The 14,040-nt window shown below is 60.5% G+C and carries 15 protein-coding genes; 6 read left to right on the top strand and 9 right to left on the bottom strand.

Annotated elements, in window-relative coordinates; translation table 11 throughout:
- Nucleotides 1–597 (top strand): ferredoxin--NADP reductase domain-containing protein (locus RE4_RS29560; RefSeq protein WP_502686378.1); only part of this gene is annotated, 597 nt, incomplete at its 5' end.
- A 161-nt stretch (nt 598–758) separates the two neighbouring features.
- On the top strand, nt 759–2,546 hold the full coding sequence (locus tag RE4_RS29555) for an AMP-dependent synthetase/ligase (RefSeq protein WP_060939847.1): 1,788 nt from the start codon (nt 759–761) through the stop codon (nt 2,544–2,546).
- 621 nt (nt 2,547–3,167) lie between these two features.
- Here RE4_RS29555 and RE4_RS29550 read toward each other — a convergent pair.
- Both RE4_RS29550 and RE4_RS29545 read right to left on the bottom strand, forming a co-directional pair.
- Nucleotides 3,168–3,389 carry a hypothetical protein gene (locus RE4_RS29550; RefSeq protein WP_024488097.1) on the bottom strand — a complete coding sequence of 74 codons (222 nt, stop codon included), beginning with the start codon at nt 3,387–3,389 and terminating at the stop codon, nt 3,168–3,170.
- A 424-nt stretch (nt 3,390–3,813) separates the two neighbouring features.
- Nucleotides 3,814–4,452 (bottom strand): hypothetical protein, encoded by a 639-nt coding sequence (locus tag RE4_RS29545; protein ID WP_024488096.1) that lies wholly within the window; start codon nt 4,450–4,452, stop codon nt 3,814–3,816.
- 430 nt (nt 4,453–4,882) lie between these two features.
- Between RE4_RS29545 and RE4_RS29540 the strand changes: the two genes are divergently transcribed.
- On the top strand, nt 4,883–5,296 hold the full coding sequence (locus tag RE4_RS29540; protein WP_024488095.1) for a VOC family protein: 414 nt from the start codon (nt 4,883–4,885) through the stop codon (nt 5,294–5,296).
- 39 nt (nt 5,297–5,335) lie between these two features.
- Here the strand turns inward: RE4_RS29540 and RE4_RS29535 are convergent, their stop codons facing one another.
- From RE4_RS29535 to ctaD, 7 genes are all read right to left on the bottom strand, one after another.
- The gene (locus tag RE4_RS29535) at nt 5,336–5,533 is read right to left on the bottom strand and encodes a hypothetical protein (protein WP_024488094.1); all 198 of its coding nucleotides are present in this window, start codon (nt 5,531–5,533) and stop codon (nt 5,336–5,338) included.
- Between the two features lie 11 nt (nt 5,534–5,544).
- Complete coding sequence (locus RE4_RS29530) at nt 5,545–6,738, bottom strand: globin domain-containing protein (RefSeq protein WP_024488093.1); 1,194 nt, start codon at nt 6,736–6,738, stop codon at nt 5,545–5,547.
- Between the two features lie 32 nt (nt 6,739–6,770).
- Nucleotides 6,771–7,220: an RrF2 family transcriptional regulator gene (locus RE4_RS29525; protein ID WP_060939846.1), complete on the bottom strand. Its 450-nt coding sequence runs from the start codon at nt 7,218–7,220 to the stop codon at nt 6,771–6,773.
- Between the two features lie 174 nt (nt 7,221–7,394).
- Nucleotides 7,395–7,631: a hypothetical protein gene (locus RE4_RS29520; protein WP_024488063.1), complete on the bottom strand. Its 237-nt coding sequence runs from the start codon at nt 7,629–7,631 to the stop codon at nt 7,395–7,397.
- A gap of 1,099 nt (nt 7,632–8,730) precedes the next feature.
- Nucleotides 8,731–9,141: a DUF952 domain-containing protein gene (locus RE4_RS29510; protein ID WP_024488064.1), complete on the bottom strand. Its 411-nt coding sequence runs from the start codon at nt 9,139–9,141 to the stop codon at nt 8,731–8,733.
- A gap of 30 nt (nt 9,142–9,171) precedes the next feature.
- A complete protein-coding gene (locus RE4_RS29505; RefSeq protein ID WP_024488065.1) occupies nt 9,172–9,618 on the bottom strand; it encodes a hypothetical protein in 447 nt (148 codons plus the stop codon).
- Nucleotides 9,615–11,744 carry an aa3-type cytochrome oxidase subunit I gene (ctaD, locus tag RE4_RS29500; protein ID WP_238077177.1) on the bottom strand — a complete coding sequence of 710 codons (2,130 nt, stop codon included), beginning with the start codon at nt 11,742–11,744 and terminating at the stop codon, nt 9,615–9,617. Before ctaD ends, RE4_RS29505 begins: the two co-directional genes overlap by 4 nt.
- A gap of 59 nt (nt 11,745–11,803) precedes the next feature.
- Here ctaD and RE4_RS29495 point away from each other — a divergent pair, with 59 nt between their 5' ends.
- The 3 genes from RE4_RS29495 to RE4_RS29485 all read left to right on the top strand — a co-directional run bounded on the left by RE4_RS29495 (nt 11,804) and on the right by RE4_RS29485 (nt 13,879).
- Nucleotides 11,804–12,499, top strand: coding sequence for a helix-turn-helix transcriptional regulator (locus tag RE4_RS29495; protein WP_024488067.1), 696 nt, complete (start codon nt 11,804–11,806; stop codon nt 12,497–12,499).
- 167 nt (nt 12,500–12,666) lie between these two features.
- Nucleotides 12,667–13,356 carry a hypothetical protein gene (locus tag RE4_RS29490; RefSeq protein ID WP_024488068.1) on the top strand — a complete coding sequence of 230 codons (690 nt, stop codon included), beginning with the start codon at nt 12,667–12,669 and terminating at the stop codon, nt 13,354–13,356.
- A 190-nt stretch (nt 13,357–13,546) separates the two neighbouring features.
- Nucleotides 13,547–13,879, top strand: coding sequence for a cupin domain-containing protein (locus RE4_RS29485; RefSeq protein WP_007732991.1), 333 nt, complete (start codon nt 13,547–13,549; stop codon nt 13,877–13,879).
- The last annotated feature ends 161 nt before the right edge of the window (nt 13,880–14,040 follow it).

Raw genomic sequence — 14,040 nt, 5'->3', positions numbered from 1 at the left:
CCCCACAAGCTGTTCCTGCACTTCTTCGAATCTCCCACGGAGATCCTCGGCGAAGACGGCAAGGTCGTCGGCCTGCGCACCGAGCGCACCCAGCTCGACGGAACCGGCAACGTCAAGGGCACCGGCACGTACAAGGACTGGGATGTCCAGGCCGTGTACCGCGCCGTCGGTTACCTCTCGCAGAACATCACGCAGCTGCCGTTCGACGACCAGGCGGGCACCGTCCCCAACGACGCCGGACGCGTCGTCGCCGACGACAACGCCGAGGGCGCAGCCCGATTCATGCCGGCCACCTACGTCACCGGCTGGATCAAGCGCGGCCCCGTCGGCCTCATCGGCCACACCAAGGGTGACGCCAACGAAACAGTCGCGAACCTCCTCGAGGATTCCGTCAACTTCGCCGGCGCCGCGAACCCCGACGAGAACGCCGTCATCGAGTTCCTCGAAGGCAAGCAGGTGCCGTACACGACCTGGCAGGGCTGGTACCGCCTCGACGCGCACGAGCGCAGCCTGGGCGAGCCCGAAGGCCGTGAGCGCATCAAGGTCGTCGAGCGTCACGACATGCTCAAGGCATCCGAGCCCGACCGCACCCACTGAGTCGAATCCACGTGAACTGAGTGCTCGAACACCTGAATATGCCCAGAAGTGTCCGAACTCTTCAAGGCGTTTCATGCGGCAGACACCATCCCCGATTCCAAGAAGAACGGGGGTTTTCATTTACCGAAGCGGCCACAGAGCTGTCACTGAAGGGGTCAATAGTGCGCGAGTTCTCAGTTCCACAGTCGTTCTCAATTCCTGGAAACATTTCCACGGCCGACGCCGTGTTCCGTCACGCCGAAGAAGACCCCACATTCGTGCCGTTCAAGAGGCCGTCGAACGGCGGATGGGTCGACGTCACCGCAGCTGAATTCGCGAAGCAGGTCTCCGCAGTCGCCAAGGGCCTGATCGCGTCAGGTGTCGAGCTCGGCGACCGCGTCGCTATCCTGTCAGCAACTCGCTACGAGTGGGTCGTTCTCGACTACGCCATCTGGACAGCCGGCGGATGCACCGTCGCGATCTACGAAACCTCCTCCCCTGACCAGGCGCAGTGGATCCTCGAAGATTCCGCGACAACACTTCTGGTCGTCGAAACGGCCAAGCACGCGGAGACCCACAAGGAAGTCACCGACGGCGCAGACGCCCTCCGCGAAGTTCTGGTCATCGAGTCAGGTGCGATCGACGAGCTGTCCAGCCGCGGCTCGGCAATCACCGACGAAGAACTGCACACTCGCCGTCACCAGGTCACCGCAGCCTCGCCCGCGACCCTGATCTACACCTCCGGAACCACCGGACGCCCCAAGGGCGTCCAGCTGACACACTCCAACCTCCACGCCGAGTCCAACGCCTGCCGCCTGGCGATGCCGGAGTCCATGGTCCCCGGCAAGAAGACTCTGATGTTCCTGCCGCTCGCCCACGCATTCGCACGAGCGATCTCCTACGGCGCTTTCGACGCCAAGGTCACCGTCGCCCACACCTCGGACCTGACGACACTCCTCGAGCAGTTCGCCGGCTTCAAGCCCAACTTCATCCTCTCCGTGCCCCGCGTGTTCGAGAAGGTGTACAACTCGGCTCGCCAGAAAGCCGTCGACGGCGGTAAGGGCAGCATCTTCGACAAGGCTGCCGCCACCGCCATCGAATACAGCGAATCCCTCGAAAAGGGTGGCCCCGGACTGGCACTCAAGCTCAAGCATGCGGTATTCGACAAGCTCGTCTACTCGAAGTTGCGCGCAGCTCTGGGCGGCGAGTGCGAGCGTGCAGTCTCCGGTGGCGCAGCCCTCGGCGCGCGTCTCGGCCACTACTTCCGCGGCGTCGGCATCCCGATCTACGAGGGCTACGGACTCACCGAGACCAGCGCCGCAATCACCGTCAACACCTCGAGCGCGCAGCGCGTCGGCACCGTCGGCAAGCCGATCAACGGCCATGCAGCACGGATCGCCGAAGACGGCGAACTCCTCCTGCAGGGCCCGGTCGTCTTCGCCGGCTACTGGCACAACGACAAGGCGACGGCCGAATCGATCGTCGACGGCTGGTTCCACACCGGCGACCTCGGATCGATCGACAACGAAGGCTACGTCTCCATCACCGGACGCAAGAAGGAAATCATCGTCACCGCGGGCGGCAAGAACGTCGCACCGGCAGGCCTCGAAGATTCCCTGCGCGCGCACGCTCTGATCAGCCAGTGCCTCGTCGTCGGCGACGGTCAGCCGTTCATCGGTGCACTGATCACCCTCGATCCGGAAACACTGCCCGGATGGGTCGAGCGCAACGGCCTACCCGCCGGCACCCCGATTGCCGATCTGGTGAAGAACGCCGACCTGATCGCCGAGATCGACTCGGCCGTTGCCGACGCCAACAAGAAAGTCTCCAACCCCGAGCAGATCAAGAAATACACGATCCTCGAGGTCGACTTCACCCAGGAGACCGGCGAATTGACGCCGACGCTCAAGCTCAAGCGCAACATCATTCACGAAGCTCACAAGACCAAAATCAGCGACCTCTACGCCTGACCCATCGACTCCGCTCACTGGTATCCAAAATTCCCTTGGAGAACTGAAGGAAAAATCGACAAACCTCAAAGCATGCCAAATCAGGCATCGAAAACCACGCCACATTCACCCGAAAGTCACAAATCAGGCGTTGCCCCAGCTCAACGCGTCTCAGAAGTGCGTACCAAAACTCTCGTCTCAATAGTGTGCAATGCGGCGACCAACGAAACGCTTCAGGTATTGAGACATAGCGACTTGCGCCGGGTGCCTAGTCGGCGGCGCCCGCGTCGACACCGACTTGTCGGCTACTCGTGTCAGCACCGGCCGCGGCCCGCGTGAAATGCCATGTCTGTGGCAAGAGAAATGCAACTTTCCTGTCGAGAATGGATCGGTATTCGACGCTTCTGTGAAGCATGTATATCCCCAGTTCGTACTGAGGGAGCGGTGTCGAGAACTGGTGTCGACAATCTATGTCGAATAACCCACAGACCTTGTCTTTTCGACAGAGAAGTTTTTTTCAGGCTGCCCACCAGACGATGACGAGGGCGAAGAGGATGCAGCCGAGGATAACGGCAATTTCTGACCTCGCTCCGAGGAATTTTCGGACGCGCTTTCGTCGGTCGATGCGAGGCGGTGGTGCCGTCATGGTGTGGGGGAGGGCTGAATCGTGGCTTCGAGTCGGGTGAGGCGTTCTTCGAGGGCGCCGGTGATGGCGAGCAGCCCGAGCAGGGTGGGCTCGGTGATGTCGCTGCCGTGTTGAGCGTGTTTGAGCAGGGTGGTGCGCAGGAGTGAGCACATGGGGGCGTCGTCGCTGATGGGGAGTTGTTCGAGTTTGGCGGTCAGACGCTCGTCAGGGGAGGTCATGCGTCGCTCCTGCACGTGTGGCTCATGCAGGCAGTCCGAAGGGGTGACTGCCTGTGCGGTGGTATCGGGTGGTGCGCTGGAACCGAGGCGGAAAGCAGCGCACCAAATGGTGATGTTACTGCGTCATTGCTGACCGGTCGGTACGCGGGAGATAAGTGAAGGCGACTCATGGGTGCGATGAACTAACTCGGTACCGGTTCACCTGCAGGCGGCGAGGCACTCCCCTCGATAGTTCAATGCTCAAGTAGCTGTAACTGTGCGAAGACTGGTAACCGAGGTGGGTGGCACGTAAATTTTCGGGGGCGGCATCACCCGGTCCCCAACGGGCATGGCGAACGCTCCGCCGGTAGCCACCCCTGGTCTATCGGCGGGCGAGCCGTCCCGCAGGTTTCAGCGCATCGACTATGTTTCGCTGCACCGGCGGTCAGCGCGGGTTGGGGGTGCGCCACAGTCGCGGGGTGTCGCCGTCTTCGGTGTTGGCGAGAGCCCGGATTCCGTCGGCGTCCTGGGCGAGGACGTCCGCGAAGTGCTGTCTGTGGGTGTCGTCGAGGCCGTCGGGCAGGTTCGCACCGTCGGTGACGGATGTCGCGGCGCCGTCGAGATAGCGCGCGATGCGCAAGAGCAGAGGACGCGGGGTCGGGACGAAGAAAGCATTGGCGTCGGCGGTGATCATACCGAGAGTCGACAGTAGCGACAGGCCTGCGAGGGCTTCTTTGTCGTCGAGGTTGACGTGCGCGACTTTCAAGGCTTCGGCCAGCGCCGCGGTGGTCAGACCGACGGCAGCGACGGGCATGGAGATGCTGCGTTCGAATTCGATCAGGTCGGCGCCGGGGGCTTCGTCGTAGAGTGACACCGCGAGGGACTGTGCGAACGCGAGGAGGCGTTCGTCGGTGAAGTCACGCTGTGCGGTCTGGCGGGTGACTCTCATCAGGGTCGCGTATTCGGTGAGTTTGTCGTCGAGGATTTTCCGGGCTTCGGTGTCGGTGATCGTGAGCCCGAGATCGAGGAGTGCGGCCCGAAGTTCGGTGGATCGGGTGTGGAGCCAGGTGGGCCGGGGACTCATCGCTGCTCCTGTGAGGGTGTGGCTTTAATTGTTCTGGTGAGTTTAGATCGGCCGAACTGTGGGAGGGACGTGACCGTGGTAAGTCGCAGGCAGTGGTAGATCAGTGGAACTGTGTGCGCTACATTCGTTTTCCGCGTCGTCTCTAGTTCCGAGACGGTGACGGATGGGGTTCTCCGGGAGGTCGTCACACACGTCCGGTGGGCCGATCCCTGATCGTGCGCCCGACTCTCCCAGGTCGGGTGTACTCGGCCCGCCTGGCTGGTACTGACGACCGTCCGGGCGGGTCACCACGGAGCGGGAGTTGGCGAACGGTCATCGACGTCAGCGGCGAATTCTGGTGCATGCGGACTTCGCGCCACAGAGAAAGCCAATACACCGAGTGCGACGGTACTGTGAAGGCCTCTGGCTTGTTCGGGAGTAGGAGAGAAAAATGTGTGCTGCCGCCAAAGTTGCCTCGTCGGTGATGCAAGTAGCCAACCTGGATCGGTCGGTGAGCTACTACTGCGACGTATTTTCCTGCCGTGTCGCCTTGCGTGAACGCGAGGCGGCGCTCCTTCTGACGCCGGATGATTTCCAGATCTACATGTATGTCCAACAGGGCGCATCGCGGCGCAACATGAGCAACATCGGCGTCCACTACGTCATGTGGTCCGCTGATACCGAAGAAGAATTGGCGCGGATCAGTGAACGACTACGCGCATACGATGCCTCTACCTTCACCCAGGTAGTCGGTGGAGTGACTTTCGTCGATGGCTGCGACCCTGACGGTATACGTGTCATCGTCGCCTACCCGGGCCCAGAGAAACTACCCCGAGAGCTGATCGCACAACGATTCCACGGATGACGTGCTCAACGCACCGCAGGTAGCGGTGCGTTGGACACGTCAGTCCTCGCTGCTCACACGGTCACCGATCCACTCCAGGAGGTCGGGATCGGATGAGGTCAGACGCTCAACTTCCTCGCCCCCGTCGCAGCGCCGTAGTGAGACCGTGATCGATGTGGAGGTGCGCCGTAGAACACGCCACGTCGCTCCCGAATCCGACCACCGCGAAAGAGTTTCCACCGGTGGGTCTTCCGTCATGTCGGCTCCGCTCAGGTATTGGCCCAGCTGTCCGGTCCGAAGACCTCGTAGTGGATATTCTGCGGCGGGACGTCCCGTTCGAGCAACGATGCGCGCATCGCCAACATGAACGGCATCGGCCCGCAGAGGAAGGCTTGGGTATCGGGCTCCACTGCAATGTCTTGCAAATCCGCCCGTCCTTCGTGAACAGATCCGAACGCCACGTGCGTGCCGAGATCCTCGTACCAACGGTGCAGGGTTGCGGCGGGAATCTTCTCGACGAGTGTGCTGAGTTCTGCGCGGTGCGCATGATCCGCAATCGATCGGTCAGCATGAATGACTGAGACCGAACGCTCGGCGCCGGTGTCCACGAGATGATTGAGCATGCCGATCATCGGTGTGCAACCGATTCCGGCCGACGCGAGGAGCAATGGTGAGTCGTCGTCAGGCATCATCAGATCGCCGAACGGTGTGGTTACCGACAGCTCGGAACCTTCGAACGCGTTGTTGTAGAGGAAGTTCGACACCTCGCCGTCGGGAGTTCCCGAGATTCGCTTCACACTGATCCGCCAGCCCGCGCTGCTCGGCACGGAACAGAGGCTGTATTGACGTATCTGGCGAGCGCCGTCTGGAAGCACCACGCCGACCGAAAGGTACTGTCCGGGAGCGAAGGTGGGGAGAACGCTGCCGTCGAGTGAGGCGAGTGTCAGTGACACGGTATCGGCGGACTGCAATACCCGTTCGGTGATTCGAACCGTCCGCCAGACGTCACCGGTATCGACGCCGGCGAGCTGGTAGAGGCCTCGCTCCATCGTGATGAGGGTTTCGGCCATCAGCCAGTAGACCTCGTCCCATGCTGCCGCGACGTCGGGAGTGACTGCATCGCCGAGTATTTCGACGATTGCGGCGAAGAGGTGTTCGTGCACGATTGCGTACTGGTCAGGGGTGATGCCCAACGACGCGTGCTTGTGAGCGATACGAGAAAGGATGAGATCAACCTTGGCGCTGTCGGGTTCGAGCTGAAGCGTTGCGAATGCCGCGATAGCGCCCGCGAGTGCCTTCTGCTGTTCACCCTGTTTCTGGTTGCCGCGATTGAACAGATCACGTTCGAGTTCGGGGTGTGCGTCGAACATCGTGCGGTAGAACAGGGTTGTGATATCGCCGATGGCGGCGCCGACCACGGGAAGGGTGGCGCGAATGACCTCGGTTGACTGTGGGGAAAGCATGAGCTGCTCCGTTCGGTCGAAATTGACGTTGATCAGCTTGCTTCGTCGCTCCGAGTGGTGAGGCGAAGCAGAACAGTTTTGGACGGCTGCCGGATGACGTCTTCGATCGTGACCGCGTCGAGCGAGACGAAAAACGCTTCCTGCGCTTCTCGCAAAGCGCTCCGAAGGAGGCAGCCGCCGCGCAGTGGGCACGGTTTGTCGCCTTCGCAGTCGACGACTTCACCCGACCCTTCGAGGCGTCTGGCCAGCCAGCCGATGGTGGCGGTGCGGCCGAGTTCGGTGATGGAAAGCCCACCGCCGCGACCACGCCTGGTTGTGACGATGCCCAACTCGCCGAGCCGCGTAACCACCTTGGTGGCATGGGAGTACGACACGTTGAGCTGCTGCGCAATTACCCGGGTACTGGGGGAGGCATCGGCGTCGAGTACGGCCAACCGCATGACGACGCGCAATCCCAGATCGGTGAACTGCGTCAGCTGCATGACCCGAACCTACATAATTCGCATCTGAGATGACTATTTATGTGAGGGGGATCTCAAACGAAGGCCCAACGCACCACGTCGACATGGTCGAGAACGCTGTGAAGCGGCACCGACCGTGCAAAATTGGTTCGTTGCCGAAAGGTCGAGTCGAGCACATCGTCCCGTAGTGCACTCTCAGAGGGCGGAGGTAAAACCGTACCGTCGACGCATTTCCTTGAGGTTGGCGACGTCGTTCGTGCTGAAACTCGTTGCAGTTGACCATTGCACCGCTTGCTCGTAGTCCTCTCGCCACTGGTCGATCTCACGGGCGGTGAGGCGAGTGACGGTCGGTTTCTGTCCCCCGGCTACGGGTTCGAATTGTGCTAGAAACACGGCGAGCAATGCGGCTTCGCGCCGACATCTGCTCGTCATGGCGCCACCGTCTTAACGCTGATTGCGGCCGTACGGAACGGTGCTGCAATGATCCCGCAAGCATCGATCGGATCTCCGTGAGACAGCTCGATGCGTCGAACGCAACGACGAACAAATAATGTACAGGGACTTTCGTTCCGGAAAAGCGCTGTGCTACATAGTTTCATTGCAGGTGGAGCTCCATTCGGCCCCGACCTCATGAAGAACGAACAACTTTCAAGTAACTTACCGTAACAGTACAATCCGGATTTTCGCTAACCTCAAGCTATCGACGGTTCGCTCACCGTACATCGCACCCAAACGGCAACTGTCGACGGTGTAACGGGTATGGGGGACTCGATCTGGAATCGGTCTGCCGCCGAAGACCGTCGTACACTTTTGCGTCGAGCGACTTATCCACAGTCGAGCTCGAGATCGCACGTGTAGGCATCGGCCCCATGTTGCACGGTTCGGTCCGTCGCGCGCTGTCCACAAGGGATCGGCAGGCACAGGCTTTTAGATATGAAACCACTCCCGACCAGGAGCGCTGTGCCGGGTCCAGTACAGCCGAGGGTGGTCGGTGAGAATCTGTATGCCCGACCGGATGATGAAGACCATCAGAAACAGATTAAGAAATTGCTGCGCACCCAACCATGTGGGAAGGGCAGACGTTTCCCCTGGGCTGACCTCGCGACTCCGCGGTGCTGTTCGACGAACACCTGCACCGACGACAACCCACGTAAGTGCTGTGCCGCAGCCACCGCCGCGATCAGGACGGCGAATCCGATCAGGAGCAGCCAGGGCAGGTTGAACCACTTTGCTGTGGCCGATGCGCATACGAGGTGCGATGCCGGCGGCATACGGCACCGAACCTGCCCACGTGACAGGGTTGACGACGTCTGCGACCGGGGCACAATTGTGTGCGGAATCTTTATGCCACAGTAGTTTCCGCGTGCCATGGGTCCGCTCTCGGTAGTGCAGGCGGATCGGTGGAGTCGACCATCGGTCACATCCAAACGCTGTAAGCGACACCGGCGAGAGGTCGGTGCGCAAAAAATGTTCGATGACCTGACCCTGCTCACCACTATTAGCCGCAAAGTCCGCTTACATGATTTTTTGACTACCGGGACGTATCTCGGAGCGTATATGCGGACACGTCGGGAACAAGCCATTCCCCGCCGACTTCCTCGATCGGGAGAACATCGAGGACGATGTCCGGATCCAACGGTATTGCTCCCAAGATCCGGTGAACCCGCGTGTCTGCACCAGGAGGTGATGGGTTGCGCTCGTCCCACCTGATCGAGACCCCCGCTGCAAGGAGAGCATCCTGATCGACAACCACCACTACCAGTGGAAGTCGAAGGTCCCCGTACACTGTCGCGAGAACATGCTCGAGATCCCCTGCAGTGGCAGCGTGGACGAAGCCAACCTGATCGAGAGTCTTTGCGCGGGTTGATCCTTCATATTCTCCGAATCGTTGAGCGCCCTCCCAGTCATCAGCAAGGGCTACGTGAAAAATGCATTCGTTCATCGGAAACCTTTCATCGAAATGGTCCGGGTATCAGTGAAGACATGCGGACAACAACGCGAACAGGGAAATGATCACGCTGATCAACAACACAACCTTCACCAACTCGAAAGCGATGTACACCAGATGTATCTTCGAACGCGGTAGGTCTTCTCCGGCGAGGATTCGGTCGGAGCGTTTACCCAGGAGTGGCCGGATCGCCGCAACCTGAACAATGAGCACCATCGCGGCCAGCACGAAGAACGTCAACGCGGGTGTGTCAGGTTTCGCGACGATGCAGGATGCCGCCAGTACCAGTGTCAGAACCAACTCCACGGCGTTCAGTGCGGTGAAGACCTTTCGGCCGATCCCGAGCCCGATGGCCAGGCTCACTCCTGGAGCGCGAAACTTGATCGGTGCTTCCAGGAAGGAAATCGCAGCGACCATCCCGAGCCAAAAGACCGGCAAGATTAATTGCGCGTAGCGTGCCGCTTCGGTCATAGGTCATCGGCCTCACTGGACGGGATCGAGTTCGGTCCTTCCACTACGGCTGTGGAAATCTTCCTTCTAGCTGCATGTTCTTCGGTCCTCATCCGTTCGACCATGTGCGGGTAATGCAGTTCGAACGCGGGACGCTCGGAGCGGATCCGAGGCAGTTCGGTGAAGTTGTGCCGCGGCGGCGGACAGCTCGTTGCCCATTCGAGCGAATTTCCGTAGCCCCACGGATCGTCGACCGTCACGACCTCTCCGTAGCGGTACGAGGTGAACACGTTCCACACGAACGGCAGCAGTGACGCTCCGAGAACAAACGAACCGATCGTCGAGATCGAGTTAAGCGTGGTGAATCCGTCCGAGGGTAAGTAGTCGGCATATCGCCGCGGCATGCCTTCGGCGCCGAGCCAATGTTGAACCAGAAAGGTCGTATGGAAACCGACGAAAGTCGTCCAGAAATGCCACCTACCGAGTCGTTCGTTCATGAATCGTCCGGTGATCTTCGGGAACCAGAAATAGATCCCGGCGTATGTGGCGAAGACGATGGTCCCGAAGAGAACGTAGTGGAAGTGCGCGACGAGGAAATACGAATCGGTGACGTGGAAGTCGAGGGGCGGGCTCGCCAGTATCACCCCCGACAGACCGCCGAAGAGGAAAGTGATCAGAAAGCCGATCGAGAACAGCATCGGCGACTCGAAGGTCAGTTGTCCTTTCCACATCGTTCCGATCCAGTTGAAGAATTTGACCCCGGTGGGTATGGCAATGAGAAAACTCATCATCGAAAAGAACGGCAGCAGAACGGCTCCCGTGGCAAACATGTGATGTGCCCACACTGCCGCCGACAGCGCAGAGATGGCGATCGTCGCGTAGACGAGTCCGGCGTAGCCGAAGATCGGCTTGCGGGAGAAGACGGGAAATATCTCCGAGACGATACCGAAGAACGGTATGGCCACGATGTACACCTCGGGATGTCCGAAGAACCAGAACAGATGTTGCCACAGGATCGCACCACCTGTGGCGGGATCGAAGAGGTGTCCACCGAGGTGTCGGTCCACGAGCAGTCCCATCAGCGCTGCGGTGAGTATGGGAAAAGCCAACAACACCAGGATCATGGTGATGAAGACATTCCACGTGAAGATGGGCATCCGAAACATCGTCATCCCGGGCGCACGCAGACAGATCACGGTGGTGATCATGTTGACCCCGCCCAAGATGGTCCCGACGCCGGCCAGTGCGAGTCCCATGATCCACAGATCTCCGCCGACACCCGGTGAATGCAGTGCACTGGTCAGCGGGGTATATCCCGTCCACCCGAAGTCCGCGGCCCCGCCCGGGGTGAGGAATCCGGATACGGTGATGAGCGCACCGAACAGGTACAGCCAGTAGCTGAGCGCGTTCAGTCGCGGGAACGCGACATCCGGTGCACCGATCTGCAGGGGAAGTATGTAGTTCGCGAAACCGAACACGATCGGAGTCGCATACAGCAGCAACATGATCGTGCCATGCATGGTGAAGAGCTGGTTGTACTGCTCGTTCGAGAGGAACTGAAGACCGGGCACGGCGAGTTCGGTCCGGATCAACAAGGCCATCAATCCGCCCAACATGAAGAAGGCGAACGAGGTGACCAGATACATCACGCCCAGCTTTTTGGGATCGGTCGTGGTGGCAGCGGAATAGAAGAACGATCCCTTAAACCCCCGGCGTTTCGGGTAGGGCCGCGAAGGCAGGAGTTCTGTCACAACGGGAGTCATTGCCGTTCTTCCCGCGCGGGGGATGGCGGTCCGATATTCGGATGATTCGAGTGCGGATAACCGCCTACCAGCTCCGTATCGACGCCTACGCGACCGAGATTCATGGATCCCCCCCGGTGATCCCACTATCTCGGCCGCTCCGGGTAGCAGTCGATGGAAGAAGTGGGCGTTGTCGTCGATGAACTCTTCCCAGCGGGCGGGGACGTCGGATTCGTACGAGATGGCCTCGACCGGGCAGACCGGTTCGCACGCACCGCAGTCGATGCATTCGTCGGGGTGGATGTAGAGCGACCGTGCCCCTTCGTAGATGCAGTCGACCGGACATTCCTCGACGCATCCTCGGTCCATCACGTCGATACATGGTGCAGCGATCACGTACGTCATGAGTGGCCTCCAGGACACTGCCTATTTTCGAGGACATCTTTCCTCTAAAGTCTTACAGTATGGCGATACGAAAGGGAACAGGGTCGGCACGCGCCGGTACTCATGCGGTACTGGCGTCACGGCGGCGTGTCCAACTGCTGGACGCCCTGCGGGCCGGCGCGGAATCGATGACCGCCGCCGAACTGGCGGATTTGTGCGATCTGCATGTGACCACGGTTCGGTTCCACCTGAACGCGTTGATCGAGGTCGGTCTGATCGCGAAGGAGACCGAACACAACGTCACCCGTGGGCGTCCACGTCAGCTCTACCGGGCACAGAATGCACTCGGCTCGGGAGTCGGTGCTACCTCCGGATACGAAAAGTTGGCTCACGTTCTGGCGGCCCACTTCGCACGCCAGAGCGACGGCACCCCGGAGAACCTCGCCGAGGCTGCGGGCAGACAGTGGGCACTCGATGAACTCGGCGCAACCTCCGGAGCCGACCGGCCGACAGAAGAAGCGGCGCTCGTCGTCACCACCTTGTTCGCGGAGATGGGGTTCGATCCGGAACTCGAAACCTCGAATACCGAAACCCGTATCCGATTGCACGCCTGTCCGTTCGAGAGCGTCGCCCGACAAAGTCCCGGCGTTGTCTGCTCCTTGCACCTGGGCTTGATACGCGGGGTCCTGACGCGACTCGGCGCACGTCAGATCGAGAGCTCGCTCACCCCCTGGGATACCCCGCGTACGTGCCTCGCGCAACTGGAGCGGCAATGACACACAGGACCGTGTATATCGACGTTGCTGTCGCGCAGTCGCATTCCCTTCCCCGCCCGTTGTGGGACCGCTGATGTGCACGCACGATCGAACGTATTCGCCGTTTCGGCGGACCGCACCGAGACATGAACAGCTGGAAACTTCCTCACGGCAAGGGATTACATCCCATGAGCATCTATCGCATCATCTGGTGGGTCGCCGCAGCGATCCTTACCGCTTCAGGAGGGATCGTCGCAGCCGCCACCGTCCCTACCGACATTCTGGTATCGGCGGTGATTGCCGCAGTATTGATCGGAGGGGGTTCACCCTGGTTGCGACCGATCACGCTTCGCACTACTCCACCGCCCCGAACTCTCCTGACGATTGCGCTACGAGACGGCGCTACGTGGGCGGCAGTCGTGATCACTGTCATCGGATTGATCGCGCTCTCCGGCGCTGCTGCCTTACCGTTGATACTGCTGATGACCCTCACCTCGGCTCCGATGTGTCGCTACATCGGCGGCAGAGTCGAGTTCACACAGGCACTACCATGCTCGCCGAAAAGTCCCCTGATACGCACCAGCACCGTCGATGTGCCGCTTCTTCCGCTGCCGGACTGCAGCCAACTCTCGGACGAAGCCCTGTGCCGATGTTGGCGCATGAGCTGGCCCGCTCTGCAGAACGGCCCCTCGCCATCGCCGTCGACGACGGACGCGCTGCACCTCGCGCGTACCCGCGAGCGTTACCTCGACGAAATCGAACGTCGCGATCCTCGAGGATTCGCCCGATGGCTCAGCAGCGGTGCTCGTGCCGGTAGTGACCCCGCGAAGTTCCTCACCACACGAGATCATCCCCAGCCCCCGACACCGCAACCCTGATGGAAAGCCCTGCACGATACCGAAACCGCCAACTGATCCCGCGCGGACATCGATCACGGCTGAATCAGTGCCGCACAAACACATATATGGACCCACAGTAGAAACCCACTCCGGAACCTCGTAGCCGCCGAGTCGAGAACGACGTGAACCCCCTCGCAGGCACCGGACAAATGCACAGAAAGCGAACATCGTGGAAAAGATGTCTTTGACAGCGCTAGCGCGCCAACTCGCCGACAAGGCGGAAAACTCGAAGAGCGGCCGGAGCGCTCGTACCGTGTACGGCGGCCATGAGCACGTCCTGCGTCAAACCGTCATCGCGCTGGCTGCGGGACAAAGGCTCGACGAGCACGAGAACCCCGGGGAAGCGACCGTCTACGTGCTCACCGGTCGGGTACGCCTGTGTGCAGCCGAAAACGCGTGGGAGGGATCGTCCGGCGATCTGTTGATCGTCCCGAATGCTCGGCATTCTCTCGAAGCGTTGGAGTCCTCGAGCGTACTGCTGACCGTCGCCAAAACAATCTGACAGTATCGACGGCCTTCTGCGGCCATTGATTCGACCGTTATTCCTTCTGTTTCGTTGTCGATCACGATCGAGTTGCCGAACTGTGCCCTGCTCTTTCTCTGGGTGCTGGTCTGCGGCGCTGTCTCGTGTCGATGACAACCGACCTGTGAGGTAAGTGCATT

The sequence above is a fragment of the Rhodococcus erythropolis NBRC 15567 genome (assembly GCF_001552595.1).
GTDB classification, from domain to species: domain Bacteria; phylum Actinomycetota; class Actinomycetes; order Mycobacteriales; family Mycobacteriaceae; genus Rhodococcus_F; species Rhodococcus_F erythropolis.
Note: the sequence above shows the minus strand (reverse complement) of the source record. Positions and strands in the feature narration are given on the sequence as shown.

Excerpts from the sequence above, each read along its gene's own strand:
- RE4_RS29540 (WP_024488095.1), top strand. The coding sequence starts at position 4,883 with ATGTGTGCTGCCGCCAAAGTTGCCTCGTCGGTGATGCAAGTAGCCAAC.
- RE4_RS29505 (WP_024488065.1), bottom strand. The coding sequence starts at position 9,618 with ATGACCGAAGCGGCACGCTACGCGCAATTAATCTTGCCGGTCTTTTGG.
- RE4_RS29545 (WP_024488096.1), bottom strand. The coding sequence starts at position 4,452 with ATGAGTCCCCGGCCCACCTGGCTCCACACCCGATCCACCGAACTTCGG.
- RE4_RS29495 (WP_024488067.1), top strand. The coding sequence starts at position 11,804 with ATGGCGATACGAAAGGGAACAGGGTCGGCACGCGCCGGTACTCATGCG.
- RE4_RS29490 (WP_024488068.1), top strand. The coding sequence starts at position 12,667 with ATGAGCATCTATCGCATCATCTGGTGGGTCGCCGCAGCGATCCTTACC.
- RE4_RS29535 (WP_024488094.1), bottom strand. The coding sequence starts at position 5,533 with ATGACGGAAGACCCACCGGTGGAAACTCTTTCGCGGTGGTCGGATTCG.
- RE4_RS29530 (WP_024488093.1), bottom strand. The coding sequence starts at position 6,738 with ATGCTTTCCCCACAGTCAACCGAGGTCATTCGCGCCACCCTTCCCGTG.
- RE4_RS29520 (WP_024488063.1), bottom strand. The coding sequence starts at position 7,631 with ATGACGAGCAGATGTCGGCGCGAAGCCGCATTGCTCGCCGTGTTTCTA.
- RE4_RS29550 (WP_024488097.1), bottom strand. The coding sequence starts at position 3,389 with ATGACCTCCCCTGACGAGCGTCTGACCGCCAAACTCGAACAACTCCCC.
- ctaD (WP_238077177.1), bottom strand. The coding sequence starts at position 11,744 with ATGACGTACGTGATCGCTGCACCATGTATCGACGTGATGGACCGAGGA.
- RE4_RS29525 (WP_060939846.1), bottom strand. The coding sequence starts at position 7,220 with ATGCAGCTGACGCAGTTCACCGATCTGGGATTGCGCGTCGTCATGCGG.
- RE4_RS29510 (WP_024488064.1), bottom strand. The coding sequence starts at position 9,141 with ATGAACGAATGCATTTTTCACGTAGCCCTTGCTGATGACTGGGAGGGC.